General features: G+C 54.2%; 14 protein-coding genes and 1 pseudogene. 9 read left to right on the top strand and 6 right to left on the bottom strand.

The features are described 5' to 3' along the window. The first annotated feature begins 29 nt into the window (after positions 1 to 29). On the top strand, positions 30 to 413 hold the full coding sequence (copC, locus tag ACFZCE_RS12265) for a copper homeostasis periplasmic binding protein CopC (RefSeq protein ID WP_065992364.1): 384 nt from the start codon (positions 30 to 32) through the stop codon (positions 411 to 413). 2 nt (positions 414 to 415) lie between these two features. Continuing rightward, positions 416 to 1351 carry a copper homeostasis membrane protein CopD gene (gene copD / locus ACFZCE_RS12260; protein WP_065992366.1) on the top strand — a complete coding sequence of 312 codons (936 nt, stop codon included), beginning with the start codon at positions 416 to 418 and terminating at the stop codon, positions 1349 to 1351. A 51-nt stretch (positions 1352 to 1402) separates the two neighbouring features. Here copD and ACFZCE_RS12255 read toward each other — a convergent pair whose 3' ends face one another. Then, on the bottom strand, positions 1403 to 1849 hold the full coding sequence (locus ACFZCE_RS12255; RefSeq protein ID WP_065992367.1) for a DUF411 domain-containing protein: 447 nt from the start codon (positions 1847 to 1849) through the stop codon (positions 1403 to 1405). Positions 1850 to 2039: 190 nt separating this feature from the next. On the opposite strand from ACFZCE_RS12255, the gene ACFZCE_RS12250 reads away from it, so the two are divergent. The 7 genes from ACFZCE_RS12250 (at position 2040) to ACFZCE_RS12220 (ending at position 7706) form a co-directional block, all read left to right on the top strand. Next, positions 2040 to 2723 carry a heavy metal response regulator transcription factor gene (locus tag ACFZCE_RS12250; RefSeq protein ID WP_032656501.1) on the top strand — a complete coding sequence of 228 codons (684 nt, stop codon included), beginning with the start codon at positions 2040 to 2042 and terminating at the stop codon, positions 2721 to 2723. After that, on the top strand, positions 2720 to 4114 hold the full coding sequence (locus tag ACFZCE_RS12245; protein WP_122280367.1) for a heavy metal sensor histidine kinase: 1395 nt from the start codon (positions 2720 to 2722) through the stop codon (positions 4112 to 4114). Before ACFZCE_RS12250 ends, ACFZCE_RS12245 begins: the two co-directional genes overlap by 4 nt. A gap of 147 nt (positions 4115 to 4261) precedes the next feature. Further along, complete coding sequence (locus tag ACFZCE_RS12240) at positions 4262 to 4612, top strand: metalloregulator ArsR/SmtB family transcription factor (RefSeq protein WP_065992371.1); 351 nt, start codon at positions 4262 to 4264, stop codon at positions 4610 to 4612. A 22-nt stretch (positions 4613 to 4634) separates the two neighbouring features. Beyond that, positions 4635 to 5924, top strand: a complete 1290-nt coding sequence (locus ACFZCE_RS12235) for an arsenic transporter (RefSeq protein WP_122280366.1) — start codon at positions 4635 to 4637, stop codon at positions 5922 to 5924. 9 nt (positions 5925 to 5933) lie between these two features. Continuing rightward, positions 5934 to 6404 carry an arsenate reductase ArsC gene (locus ACFZCE_RS12230; protein WP_065992376.1) on the top strand — a complete coding sequence of 157 codons (471 nt, stop codon included), beginning with the start codon at positions 5934 to 5936 and terminating at the stop codon, positions 6402 to 6404. Further along, a complete protein-coding gene (gene arsH / locus ACFZCE_RS12225) occupies positions 6404 to 7138 on the top strand; it encodes an arsenical resistance protein ArsH (protein ID WP_065993189.1) in 735 nt (244 codons plus the stop codon). The genes ACFZCE_RS12230 and arsH overlap by 1 nt, the downstream gene beginning before the upstream one ends. A gap of 19 nt (positions 7139 to 7157) precedes the next feature. Next, positions 7158 to 7706 carry an arsinothricin resistance N-acetyltransferase ArsN1 family B gene (locus tag ACFZCE_RS12220; RefSeq protein ID WP_330735746.1) on the top strand — a complete coding sequence of 183 codons (549 nt, stop codon included), beginning with the start codon at positions 7158 to 7160 and terminating at the stop codon, positions 7704 to 7706. A 37-nt stretch (positions 7707 to 7743) separates the two neighbouring features. Here the strand turns inward: ACFZCE_RS12220 and ACFZCE_RS12215 are convergent. The 5 genes and pseudogenes from ACFZCE_RS12215 to ACFZCE_RS12195 all read right to left on the bottom strand — a co-directional run. After that, positions 7744 to 7863: pseudogene (locus ACFZCE_RS12215) on the bottom strand (antitoxin Xre/MbcA/ParS toxin-binding domain-containing protein); the annotation flags it as partial. Positions 7864 to 8774: 911 nt separating this feature from the next. Beyond that, complete coding sequence (locus tag ACFZCE_RS12210; RefSeq protein WP_065992377.1) at positions 8775 to 9566, bottom strand: hypothetical protein; 792 nt, start codon at positions 9564 to 9566, stop codon at positions 8775 to 8777. 116 nt (positions 9567 to 9682) lie between these two features. After that, the gene (locus tag ACFZCE_RS12205) at positions 9683 to 10105 is read right to left on the bottom strand and encodes a hypothetical protein (protein WP_065992378.1); all 423 of its coding nucleotides are present in this window, start codon (positions 10103 to 10105) and stop codon (positions 9683 to 9685) included. 615 nt (positions 10106 to 10720) lie between these two features. Beyond that, on the bottom strand, positions 10721 to 11140 hold the full coding sequence (locus ACFZCE_RS12200) for an HAD family hydrolase (protein WP_226504910.1): 420 nt from the start codon (positions 11138 to 11140) through the stop codon (positions 10721 to 10723). Between the two features lie 113 nt (positions 11141 to 11253). Further along, entirely contained in the window at positions 11254 to 12270 is a 1017-nt protein-coding gene (locus ACFZCE_RS12195; RefSeq protein WP_065992379.1) for a glycosaminoglycan attachment site, read from the bottom strand. Positions 12271 to 12359: the final 89 nt, after the last annotated feature.

Below are 12359 nucleotides of genomic sequence, written 5' to 3'. Positions count from 1 at the left end.
CAACAGCTTTGCGCTGTGAGGAGCCTTGCATGTCTGTATTTAAATCCTGTGTTGTGGCCGTTGCTCTTTCTTCCAGCCTTCTGCTCAGCGCAGTTGCCCAGGCTCACCCGAAGCTGCTGTCTTCGACTCCGGCTGAAGGGGAGAGCGGCCCAGCTCCTGCGAAGATAGAACTGCATTTTTCCGAAAACCTGGTTACCCAGTTTTCCGGGGCCAAGTTGGTCATGACGGAAATGCCTGGCATGGCACATTCCCCTATGCCCATGAAGGCCAGCGTGGCTGGAAGTAGCGATCCTAAAACCATGATCTTGACTCCGGCAGCACCTCTCACTGCTGGCACCTACAAAGTGGAGTGGCGGGCGGTCTCCTCTGATACCCACCCGATTATCGGCAACGTTACGTTCAAAGTGAAGTAAGCATGAGCGACCCCCTGAATGTGGTGCTGCGCATAGCGCTTTATCTGGATTTGATGCTCTTGTTCGGCCTAGCGGTGTTTGGGCTGTACAGCTTTCGAGGTAAAGAGCGCGTATCCGGAGCGGTACTTCATTTTGGGTGGATACTGCCCGGCACCGCTGCTATAGGCATGCTGTTGTCCATAGCAGCTTTCGTGGTTATGACAAGCAATATGAGCGGCGCCTCCGATTGGGTCGAGCTGCGGCCTCACATAGAAATGATGCTGTACGAGACTGAGATCGGCTATAGCTGGGTGACGCGCATGATCTCGCTAGCGGTGGTCATTGTTGTCGCAAGCCAAAGCAAGCGATGGCCAACAGAGAGTCTATGGGTTGCTACCTTGGCGGGCAGCATCGCCCTAGCGACGCTCGCGTGGACAGGTCATGGAGCCATGGATGAAGGTGCTAAGCGGTTCTGGCACTTTGCCGCTGATATCCTGCATTTACTTGCCGCTGGCGGGTGGATCGGTGCCCTCGCGGCGTTTGGTTTGATGTTGAGGATAAAAGGGTCTGATCCTGAGCTACTTGTCCGAGTACTTTCACGAGCACTCAGCGGATTCGAAACAGCCGGTGCTCTGATCGTTGGTACGGTCATAGTGACCGGTGTCGCCAATTACCTCTTCATCGTTGGGCCGACAGTGGCCAATGTCATATCAGGCGCCTATGGCGTTCTTCTACTCGTGAAAATCGTGCTGTTCGCCGGCATGATCGGACTTGCTACCCTGAATCGTTTCTACCTGAGTCCTGCCCTTGAGCGGTCTGCGCAGGCCGGTGATTACTCTCTGGCAGTGACTGCTTTGAGAAAAAGCGTGGTGCTCGAATCCACCTGTGCCGTGGTCATCGTCGTCCTGGTGGCTTGGCTGGGGACTTTAAGCCCATCAATCGACATGGCTCAAGGGTAAGCTCGATGCCAGATCTGGGCGGCTCCAAGAGGGGCCCAGATCCAGCCAACACTATTGGCTGAGTGGGTAGGTAGCCACCACTTCTTGCGCACCTGCCTTGGTGACTCCCATGACTTTATACGGCTGATAATTTTGACCGTATTCCATGCCTGGAGAACCTGCTGGCATGCCTGGCACTGCAATCCCTACGAGATCGGAGCGGCCGCTCAGCTTCTTGATTTCGTCGGCTGGTACATGACCTTCTACGAATTTGCCGCCAATCACAGCGGTATGGCATGAGGCGAGTTCCTGTGGAACACCCAGTTTCTGCTTGATAGCGCTCATATTGCTTTCTACATGGTCGACCACTTTGAATCCACTCGACTCAAGGTGTTTGACCCACTCCTTGCAGCAGCCGCAGTTCGCGTCGCGGTGTACATCTATTGTGAGCGGCGCTGCCGCCTGGGCGGCACCACAAATCATCAACGCCACAGCCAGCGATAGCTTTCGTTTGAACATTCCATGCACCTCATCAAGGTTAGTCTGCGGTTGCTTAGGCGCCCTTGGCCTAGGCCGCGAGTGGCGCTTACTTACCGGTTACAACGTAGGTTAAGCGCAAAGAATCAGATTGCCGATTACATTTGCGTCAGCTTGCGCATAGCGGCCAATTTGGTAGCACAATTGAACGCCGCACAACCGGAGCCCAAGCATGAAACTCTTGGTAGCAGAAGACGAACCCAAAACAGGCATGTATCTACAGCAAGGTCTAGTAGAGGCCGGGTTCAGTGTTGATCGGGTTGTGACCGGTACGGAAGCACTGCATCAAGCACTGAGTGAGACCTACGATCTCCTAATTCTGGACGTGATGATGCCGGGCATCGACGGCTGGGATGTCGTCCGAAGCGTTCGCGCAGCTGGGCGCGCAGTTCCTGTGCTGTTTCTGACGGCCAGAGACGGAGTTGATGATCGGGTCAAGGGGTTAGAGCTAGGAGCTGACGATTATCTGGTTAAGCCATTCGCCTTTTCCGAGTTGCTTGCTCGCGTAAGAAGCTTGCTTCGCCGTGGTTCCGCCGCGCCCAACCAGACATCAATCAAGATCGGGGATCTGGAAGTCGATCTTCTGAAGCGCCGCGCCATGCGCTCTGGTCGCCGGATAGACCTCACGGCTAAGGAGTTTTCGCTACTTGAATTGCTGATGCGCCGTCGGGGGGAAGTCTTGCCAAAATCCCTGATCGCATCGCAGGTCTGGGATATGAATTTCGACAGCGATACCAACGTAATCGAAGTCGCTATTCGCCGCCTCCGAGCCAAAGTCGATGATGATTTTGACACCAAGCTGATCCAGACCATGAGGGGAATGGGCTACATGCTAGACGCTCCCGAAACAGAATGAAGCGCGCTTCCCTTACCCTCCGTTTGAGCATGATGTTTGTCTGTGCCGTGGTCGCCGTGCTGGTAGTGGCGGGCTTTACTTTCGATGCGTTTAGCCAACATCACTTCAAGGTTCTTGACCGTCAAGCCATGACGGAAAAGCTCGAATCCATCCGCCAAATCATGGAAGGCGAAGCTGGCTCCGCAGACTCATCAGAAGTCGTGCTGCAACTACAGGCTTTGCTTGGTGCACATCAGGAACTCTCCGCCTCGATTACCACCAAGGAAGGGAGGACGATCTTCGCCACACAGAATGCAGTTGAGCATCCTCCTTCCCACTCGGGCGATCCTGGAGAAGACATGTGGGAGTGGACTGTTGGCGGCCATATGTACCGTGGCATGCAGGCCCAGGTTCGATTAGTAAACGAAGCCGAGCCGCTGAACGCGTGGTTGAGTCTAGATATCACTAGCCATCTGCATTTCGTTGAAACCTTGCGGTGGTGGCTGGTGATCGGACTGACGATTAGTGTCTTGGTCAGCGCAGCTTTAGGGTGGTTGGTGGCGCGTAGTGGGTTGAAGCCGGTCGCACAGGTGACGCGGGTCGCAGCCTCGATGTCAGCGGGATCGCTCAAAGAGCGTATCCCGATGGACTCGGTGCCTCGTGAGCTTGAAAGCCTAGTCTCCTCGTTCAACGCCATGCTTGCTCGCCTTGATGAGTCTTTTGTTCGGCTGTCCAACTTTTCGGCTGATATCGCGCACGAGCTGCGCACTCCTATCAGCAATCTGCGGACACATACAGAAGTCATCCTCGCAAAGAAACGTGCGCCCGAAATCTATGAAGAGAATCTCTATTCCAACCTTGAGGATCTGAACCGCCTCTCAAGCATTATTGATGGCATGCTTTTTTTGGCCAAATCGGATAACGGTCTGATTCTACCAACCAAAGAAAAAATCGAGTTGCGTTCGGTCGTCGAAAAGCTCTTCGAGTATTACCAGTTGCTGGCAGACGACACTGGGGTGACGCTACAGCTTTCCGGGCATGGCGCAGTGTACGGCGACGACACTATGTTGGATCGGATGATCTCTAATCTGCTGTCCAATGCGCTCCGGTACACACCACCAGGCTCCGTGATCTCCATCAGAATCGAACCTGATGGCGACATGATCAGCTTGTCAGTGCAAAACCCTGGAGAGGAGATAGCAGCACAACATTTACCCCGGCTGTTTGATCGTTTTTACAGAGTCGATCCTGCTCGCAGAGAGGGCAGCACCACAAACGCGGGGTTAGGTTTGGCAATCGTCAAATCACTGGTTGACGTTCATGGCGGCACCGTTAGATGTGTCTCCGGGGGAGGTTATACGGCCTTTAAGATCAGCCTGCCAGCGTGGGACAGCGATGCTCATAGTGTGTGAGCTATACGAACGCAGCGGCCCCCTCCCAAGGAGAGTGCGCTGGAGGTAGCGGAGGTCGTTAAATACATTCGCTTGGTGTTTGTGCATGCGGTTTGAATGTGGTTACATCTGTATATTCGGTTATCCACATGTATTGGGCGGTCGCTTATGAGCCTGGCACCACACACCTTCTTCAAGTGCCTGGGGGACGAAACTCGCGCTCGGATCATGCTCATGCTTTCGGCTGAGGGTGAGTTGTGCGTGTGCGAGTTGATCTGGGCACTGGACGATAGCCAGTCGAAGGTCTCCAGGCATCTTGCCCAACTGCGGGCTTGCGGGTTACTCGCAGATCGGAGGCAGGGTCAGTGGGTTTACTACCGGCTGCATCCCGAGCTTGAACAGTGGGCACTGGATGTTCTGAACGTCACTACGCAGGCGCACCAGTCCTGGGTTAACGACAGTCAAGGAAGGCTGGCTTCGATGGAAGACAGACCCGTGCGCCAAGCCTCCTGCTGCTGACCTTCTGATTCGGAACATACCCATGCTCATCGCTGCGTCAATTTTCGTAGTTACGCTTGTCTTTGTTATCTGGCAACCCAGGGGGTTAGGTGTCGGCTGGAGCGCGGCAGTGGGTGCCGTCCTGGCATTGCTGACTGGCGTCGTGAGTCTGGGGGATGTGCCGGTTGTGTGGCACATCGTCTGGAACGCTACCGCGACCTTCATTGCAGTGATCATTATCAGTTTGCTGCTTGATGAAGCGGGATTCTTTAACTGGGCGGCGCTGCATGTGGCTCGCTGGGGTCAGGGCAAAGGTGGACGCCTGTTTGCGCTGATGATCCTGCTCGGTGCAGCCGTCTCGGCACTGTTCGCCAATGATGGAGCCGCACTGATTCTGACCCCAATCGTCATCGCGATGCTGACGGCGCTTCGTTTCAGTCCGGCATCCACTCTGGCATTCGTGATGGCCGCAGGCTTCATCGCGGATACCGCCAGTCTGCCCATGGTCGTGTCGAATCTGGTCAACATCGTTTCGGCTGACTTTTTCAGCGTGGGTTTTGGTGAGTACGCCTCGGTGATGTGGCCAGTGAACCTGGTGGCGGTGGCCGCGACGCTGTTCATGCTCTGGATGTTCTATCGCAAGGACATTCCAACCCAGTACGACGCTAATCAGCTTGAAGCCCCAGATGCAGTAATTCGTGACCGGGCGACATTCATTGCTGGCTGGTGGGTACTTGGCCTGCTGCTGCTTGGCCTGTTCGCACTGGAGCCGCTGGGCATCCCCATCAGCGCCGTTGCTGCTGCGTGTGCGGTGATCCTGCTGATCATTGCTGGAAAAGGCCACATCATCTCCACGCGAAAGGTCATCAAGCACGCGCCTTGGCAAATTGTCGTGTTTTCGCTGGGCATGTATCTGGTGGTCTATGGCCTGCGTAATGCCGGGCTAACCGACTCGCTCTCGGCGCTGTTGAACATATTTGCTGAGCATGGCCTATGGGCCGCTACCTTGGGCACCGGTATCACCGCTGCGCTGTTGTCCTCGATGATGAACAACATGCCGAGTGTGCTTATCGGCGCTCTGTCCATTCAGGGCAGCGACGCTACGGGACTGGTGCGTGAGGCCATGATCTACGCCAATGTCATCGGTTGCGATCTCGGCCCAAAGATCACGCCCATCGGAAGCCTGGCCACGTTGCTGTGGCTGCATGTTCTGGCACAGAAAAACATCCGCATCACCTGGGGCTACTACTTCAAAGTCGGCAGCATCCTCACTCTTCCTATCTTGCTGGTAACGCTAGTGGCACTGGCGTTGCGGCTGAGCATCCCTGTCTAGGAGAAACCCATGAAAGTGTTATTTATGTGTACGGCAAACAGCTGCCGGAGCGTTCTCTCGGAGGGGTTGTTCAACCATCTGGCCCCGAGCGGCTTTACTGCCGTCAGTTCTGGCAGCTTCCCTAGCGGGAAACTGAATTTACGCGCCGTGAGTACGCTGCAAGCGCTGGGTATCGATACCTCGGGGCTTTACAGCAAAGGCTCAGAGGTCTTTTCGGACTCACCACCGAATGTTGTGATAACCGTGTGTGACAAGGCTGGAGGCGAAACATGCCCGGTCTATTTTGGGCCTGCTGTCAAAAGCCACTGGGGGCTTGCCGATCCTTCCGATGTGGAAGGAACAGACAGCGAAATCCAGGCCGCATTTGACGCAACCGTCGTCCAGATTAAAAAGCGTTTCGAGGCATTCTTCAGCTTGGATCATTCGACGCTTACACCGCAGGAACTGAAGCGCGAGCTAGATCGTATAGGTGAGCTGTGATGGACGAATTTTCGTCGGAGAGCAGTCCGGATCTACCTAATCTGGATCAGGCGCTGATTGACGTCGCCACACTGGATCGTCTGCAAGGCAACGAGCAACCGACTCACAAGCCGCGCATCTTGTTGCTGTATGGCTCAACCCGTGAGCGCTCTTTCAGCAGGCTACTGACCCAAGAGGCCGCGCGCATCCTGACCCTAATGGGAGCCGAGGCAGTTATTTTTGATCCCTCGGGCTTGCCTCTCCCTGATGACGCTCCGGAAGACCATCCAAAGGTTAAAGAGCTGCGGGATCTGGTTCTGTGGTCAGAGGGACAGGTTTGGTGTTCGCCGGAGCGTCACGGCGCGATGTCTGCTGTATTCAAAGCCCAAATCGATTGGATTCCGCTCACGATGGGGGCTGTCCGGCCCAGCCAGGGCAAGACCCTGGCCGTCATGCAGGTCTGCGGTGGATCACAGTCGTTCAACACGGTAAATCAGCTGCGAATTCTCGGGCGCTGGATGCGGATGATCACCATCCCAAACCAGTCGTCAGTACCCAAGGCCTTCCTGGAGTTCGACGACGCAGGCCGTATGAAGCCATCTGCCTACTACGACCGTGTGGTCGACGTGATGGAGGAACTAATGAAGTTCACGCTGATGGTTCGGGGCCGGGAAACGTATCTGGTAGATCGCTACTCGGAGCGAAAGGAAAGCGCCGAGTCGCTCTCGAAACGAGTCAATCAAAGATCGATTTGAGCCACCAAGGGGATAGAGGATGAGCAAGACGACAGTAAGGATTGCGCAGGTTTCGGACGCTCAAGCCATCCAGGCAATCTACGCACCAATGGTTGGGAGCACTACGATTTCGTTCGAGCTTGAGCCGCCTTCAGTCGAAGAGATGGCCATGCGGATTGAGTCGACTCTGCTAACTTACCCGTACCTGGTTGCGGTGCGAGACGGCCAGGTCATCGGCTATGCATATGCCAGTCAGCACCGGGCTCGTGAGGCCTATCGCTGGTCGGTCGACGTCACCGTTTATATATCGCCAGAAGCGCACCGTAGTGGCGTCGGTCGGGCACTGTATGACGTGTTGCTGCCAACATTGAAGAAGCAAGGTTTTCACGCAGCCTATGCCGGGATCGCTCTGCCCAATGATGGCAGCGTGGGACTACACGAAGCACTTGGCTTCGCTCACATTGGTACGTATCCAGAAGTAGGATTCAAGCATGGCGCTTGGCGTGATGTTGGATATTGGCGTATCGCGCTGGATTCAACGAATCCGCCAAAACTGCCCGTGCTTTTCAGTGAGATCAGTCTCTTCTGAATCAGCCACGACCAGCAGATCAAGTGCGCTTGCCCCCTCAAAAAGAAAACCCCTCAGCTAGCTGGAACAGCATCTCTTCAACCTGGCGAGTTCCAACGGTGCTGGTAAGCATCAATAGTGGGCTTTTACCCGAGAAGCGTTCTTTCGGCTTGGTTATCCGAGTAGCGCTGCAGCGTTTCGAAAGTCGTGAAACGAAAAAACCGGAATTGGGCTTACCAGATTCCGGAATTTTCAGCCTGCAGATTTCACAGGTGCGTTGGGATCAAACCATTCCTCAAACGTTCACCTGCCGGCCTCTGCGGCTGCGATGCTCCATCTTTTTCCACTACCGGACGCCAGTGTGCGGGTCTGCTGTTTAGGATAATGCGGGAGGGGGAAATAAATTCCAGAGGGCATGATGGCGAAAGTTTTTGTGATCGGCGCCACGGGTGAAACGGGAATTCGGCTCTGCCAGCAACTGGTTGCCCGGCGTCACGAGGTGCTCGGACTGCACCGCAAACCTGAGCAATATTCACGCTCAAACTCTATGGCGTCGAGCCTGTCTTGGGTCGTAACCAGATCGTCAAGCTGAATGCGATGTTTTGGTCGGGCCATGAATCGCTTAGCCATGGTAATAGTCAGTTCAATGCCTGATGGATTGGACTGGCGGGACTCCTGGATGGTCTCAAGCTTCAGATCCAGCGCGCTGAAGAAGGTATCTGCGTCGCTCCCACTCTCGACGGTCGCGCGACGGCTTGTGATCTAATGATGAGCGGCTGGGGGGCGTTTTATCAGCGCAAAGGCATGAAAGCTTCTGGGTGGTCGGAGCAGGTCATGAATATACTCCGGGGCGTTTCTAGCTTGCATGGGCGGGAGGAGCTGGTTGCGGAGCTGAAGTAGATGGGTTTGGACTGCGGTGAGTACCTGGTTCGCACCTTTGGCGAGCAGTTTTTATCATATGCCGCCAGTGGAGAGGCCGGGATCCTCCGTCGAGCGGCATGTGACGACGTTCCGTACTCACGGTCTTTACTCCTGAGCGACCCGGGCTGACAAGATGTAAGGGATGAATGGATGTAGGGTAGGGCGTCGTCACAACACTGCTGTAGTAAAAATGTCCGCAGGTATGAAAAAACCCTGAATGACATTTGCCAGATACCCACGATTTATGCGGGCGTCTCGGGCCGTAAAGCCTGCGCGGGCCATCTGATTGTCCGACTCAGCATTGATCTCAGCAATGAATGAACGGGTCTCCTTCACGGAGAGCGCCCGGCTCAGATCACGATGTGGCCATCTCGTAACGTACCCTTGAATAATGCTGGTAATGAACCTGGCGTCCATCTCTGCCCGATCGGCATCCTTATCGATCATGTACATACCAAGGTGATTACGAAGGAACTGCTGCGATGAGCGGCTCAGATGGGGATCCAGAATCGTGAAATCGACGTAGACGCCTTGTCCACTCTGGATAGCAAACCAACTGGCGTAGTAGGAAATTCTATCCTGTAAGCGGTTCAGCCCTTGGTAGGTGCATCGATCGAAAGCCTCATCTTGGCTCAGGGCAAATTGAACATCGCCCTCTCTGATCAGACCATACAGCGCCAGCAGGTCACTAACGGCCCAAACCGTGGCAGTTAACTCCGCCTTAGACATTTCGAGCTCAGTTGCTAGGAACCCTTTGAATCCCACCATTGTCATGGGATTGAGTGCATTATCAATGGGCGCGTCGATAATGGCGAGGTACGCGTCGTAAAAATTCAATGCAAGCATCACACGCTGCTGCCGTTCGATTTGATCAGGGAAGGCCTCCCTCAGCGATAATTCGCACTGGGTTGGATTCAGCATTGTCATACCGCAGGCGAGGATCTGGTCTTGTTTCAGCATACGTATCAAAGTCCCTGGTCGAATTCAGAATGGCTTGTTTAAGAAGTTCTCTCGGTTTGGCAGCCATGAATCGACTTCGGCAGCAGGTAAGAACCGGGTCGGCCTGGCTGCAGAGTTCATCTTGAGATGTAGCCTTTGGACACGTTTTGTTCGTGGTACCACTCATGGTTCCGCAGCGCATTTCCATGCTCCTCCGACGGGTTCGCTCCGGGCTCGCTGGGATAGTCAGCGGGAAACATCTCTCGCAGCCGACAAAGCTCTTCAAAAACGGACTGGGCCCGGGCTATTCTTTGTGATTGAAGGTGTTCAGCGATCTGCCTAAACCCTGGCGAAGCAGCACCGTGGTCAGAGAACCAAGCTTTAAGGTCTTCATAGATTTGTTGATGACGGCGGTCGAATCCGCCACAACGTTGGTCTGTGTCGGAGAAGAACTTGCTTGGATTGTACTGGTATAGGATAAAGTCCTGCAGGAGGTAAGCAGTACCATACATTCCTGTTAGAAAGATGTCGCGGTGAGTAATATACGGTGATTCGGGCATGCTAATATTCTCCTATTGTGCTTCGCATTAAATTAAGTGACCGGGTTTAACGTGTAAGTGGTACTCAATCATTTGGTAAATTTTGATAAGCATGCTCATGCTTGTGCAATGTTTAAGTCCACGAATGGCGTTTTTACGTTGGATTGCAAACTGCCGACATTTCTTGTTATTTCCTCACGGGCATACAATTTGCAGTGGATATAGGTCATGGTGATCACGTTGAGTTCTGAGCGACTTGCTAACTAAAGATGATGGCGGCGGTAGTGTCAAGCTATTATTTAGAGCTGGTGTATTGGTTGCGGGTATAACATTGATTTTGCCTTAAATTGATAACTGAGTTTTCGTAACTAAGATTGTGGGATTACCAATATTTAGTTAATTTAGCTGTCGGTGACTGCGTCGTCGCTAAAGTGGCCATCGGGGCAATTGGAAAAAATGGCTGTTCGCTTCCAAAGGTGAGGTGAGCAGAGTTTCCGGGCCTCTCACGGGATGGCCGGCAATCTCAAGGCGCTGAATTCATGCGGGTGTTCAGGCCGCCGGAGAGCTCTCATCGTGTTGTATAGGGGAGTATTGCCATTGCTGATGGCATTTTCGTGATGTCCAAGATCCAGTTTTTCATGTGGCACAGGAGTGTTCATGGAAGGGAGTTGCTCGCAATCTCACGACTGCGCTGTACAGTCGGCGTACGGGTTCTCCATATGGTGCAGCGAGATTGGAGGCAACGGCAATCTTGATGCCTTCGGCCTGCAGCATTTCCACTGCTCGCATTCCATCATCAAACGGTTCGATGCTATCTAGATCAGCGTCCAGTGCGCCTTGAATTTCGACCATGAGATCGGGTCGTACGCTGATTTCGAAAAGCTCAGCCGCTTCCGCCAGGCTCAGGCTGCGGGTCATGACCTGGTGCAGATTGTTCGGCTGCGGGAGACGCCCTTGTCGGATGCCATCTTTCAAAATCATGCGATAGGGGTGTCTGCCCTGCGGGATTCGAAGTAAGGTGCCGAACGCGTCGAAAAGTATGAATCTGACGGACATCTGGATTGCCTTTAACAACTGCGGTTGAGGCCCGCTTCATCTGGTTTGGCAGGATACAGTGGGTCAGAAGGGCACACATTCGAAGCGACCAGCCGTATGTGGCTGGTCGGCCCTCAAGTGATCTTGATGCTTTGCAGCATCCTTAAGAGCAGAAAATCATCCGGGGCATCCAAGATGAGCTCCCCATCATCAGCGACCCTTACCTCGCATAGCCGGGGATGGCTGAGCAGTCCAGGAGGCAGGGGATGCCGAGCAAACGGATTGTGAAGCACATAGAGTCCGTCCATGAGGTGCTCTGTGTAGTCTCGTTTCCAGGTATTCCGCACCACTGGAATCAGGCTCCCTTGATTAGGGTGCAAGGTGGTGTACACGGACGGTGCCTCAGGACTATCAGCCAGAGCCCTCAGCTTCCCCCAAGTGGCGAGGCAGCTATAAACAACCGCTGATACTTCCGCATGTGAGTCGTCACAAAACAGTCCGACCTCAATGTTGGTATTGGCATTTTTAGGCGCTGCAGTGACGTTGTACGATACGACGTGGGTGTCCCCCGGTTTGGTCGCCGCCTCGTCGTGGTAAAGCCCATACAATGCTGCAAGGATTGGGCGCCCAGATGCGAAATGTGAGTGCGGCCTGTCGAACGATGCGATGCCAATTACGAAGGGTTTGCCTTCAACGTGCGCATGGTTGAGGTAGCTTTTGCGGTACTTCTTAATCTTGGCATCGAAACTGTTGCAAATCCGCAGGGTTGATTCGATGTTGAAATCGGTGAAGTCCTTAGGAGGTGCGGCCATGGGAAAGCCAAATGCAGGTTCTCCGCCAACCGGCGGTCTTGCAATCGTCGCTTCCAGGCAGAATGGCACGCCCCCCTCCACCACGAAGTCAGGGGCATGATGACGAAGGTTGATTGGTAGACCCAATTCCTTGAGCGCAGCAAACAGGTAGAGCTCCCAGAATGAGGACTCGAAAGTCGTTTGCAGCTCTCTGACAAACTTACCGTCACGATCTTCGAAGCCCTCGGCCCATTTAGCCAAAACTGCGCGCTCGGGCCCGTAGGGCGCCTCGTTCATCATTTGAAAAATCGCATGCTGGGTCTCGGCATCGACCTGATGTGTGAATAGATCAATGGGCATGACGCGCTTCCTTGAGCAAAGCCGTTAGAGTTCAGACCTTCGCGGAAGACTATTCGAGGGTGACTATCATATCAACGCTGTGTCCTGGC

Origin of the sequence: Pseudomonas sp. NPDC007930 (assembly GCF_042958985.1) — a bacterium.
GTDB lineage: Bacteria > Pseudomonadota > Gammaproteobacteria > Pseudomonadales > Pseudomonadaceae > Aquipseudomonas.
Note: the sequence above shows the minus strand (reverse complement) of the source record. Positions and strands in the feature narration are given on the sequence as shown.

Excerpts from the sequence above, each read along its gene's own strand:
- copC (WP_065992364.1), top strand. The coding sequence starts at position 30 with ATGTCTGTATTTAAATCCTGTGTTGTGGCCGTTGCTCTTTCTTCCAGC.
- copD (WP_065992366.1), top strand. The coding sequence starts at position 416 with ATGAGCGACCCCCTGAATGTGGTGCTGCGCATAGCGCTTTATCTGGAT.
- ACFZCE_RS12255 (WP_065992367.1), bottom strand. The coding sequence starts at position 1,849 with ATGTTCAAACGAAAGCTATCGCTGGCTGTGGCGTTGATGATTTGTGGT.
- ACFZCE_RS12250 (WP_032656501.1), top strand. The coding sequence starts at position 2,040 with ATGAAACTCTTGGTAGCAGAAGACGAACCCAAAACAGGCATGTATCTA.
- ACFZCE_RS12245 (WP_122280367.1), top strand. The coding sequence starts at position 2,720 with ATGAAGCGCGCTTCCCTTACCCTCCGTTTGAGCATGATGTTTGTCTGT.
- ACFZCE_RS12240 (WP_065992371.1), top strand. The coding sequence starts at position 4,262 with ATGAGCCTGGCACCACACACCTTCTTCAAGTGCCTGGGGGACGAAACT.
- ACFZCE_RS12235 (WP_122280366.1), top strand. The coding sequence starts at position 4,635 with ATGCTCATCGCTGCGTCAATTTTCGTAGTTACGCTTGTCTTTGTTATC.
- ACFZCE_RS12230 (WP_065992376.1), top strand. The coding sequence starts at position 5,934 with ATGAAAGTGTTATTTATGTGTACGGCAAACAGCTGCCGGAGCGTTCTC.
- arsH (WP_065993189.1), top strand. The coding sequence starts at position 6,404 with ATGGACGAATTTTCGTCGGAGAGCAGTCCGGATCTACCTAATCTGGAT.
- ACFZCE_RS12220 (WP_330735746.1), top strand. The coding sequence starts at position 7,158 with ATGAGCAAGACGACAGTAAGGATTGCGCAGGTTTCGGACGCTCAAGCC.
- ACFZCE_RS12210 (WP_065992377.1), bottom strand. The coding sequence starts at position 9,566 with ATGCTGAAACAAGACCAGATCCTCGCCTGCGGTATGACAATGCTGAAT.
- ACFZCE_RS12205 (WP_065992378.1), bottom strand. The coding sequence starts at position 10,105 with ATGCCCGAATCACCGTATATTACTCACCGCGACATCTTTCTAACAGGA.
- ACFZCE_RS12200 (WP_226504910.1), bottom strand. The coding sequence starts at position 11,140 with ATGTCCGTCAGATTCATACTTTTCGACGCGTTCGGCACCTTACTTCGA.
- ACFZCE_RS12195 (WP_065992379.1), bottom strand. The coding sequence starts at position 12,270 with ATGCCCATTGATCTATTCACACATCAGGTCGATGCCGAGACCCAGCAT.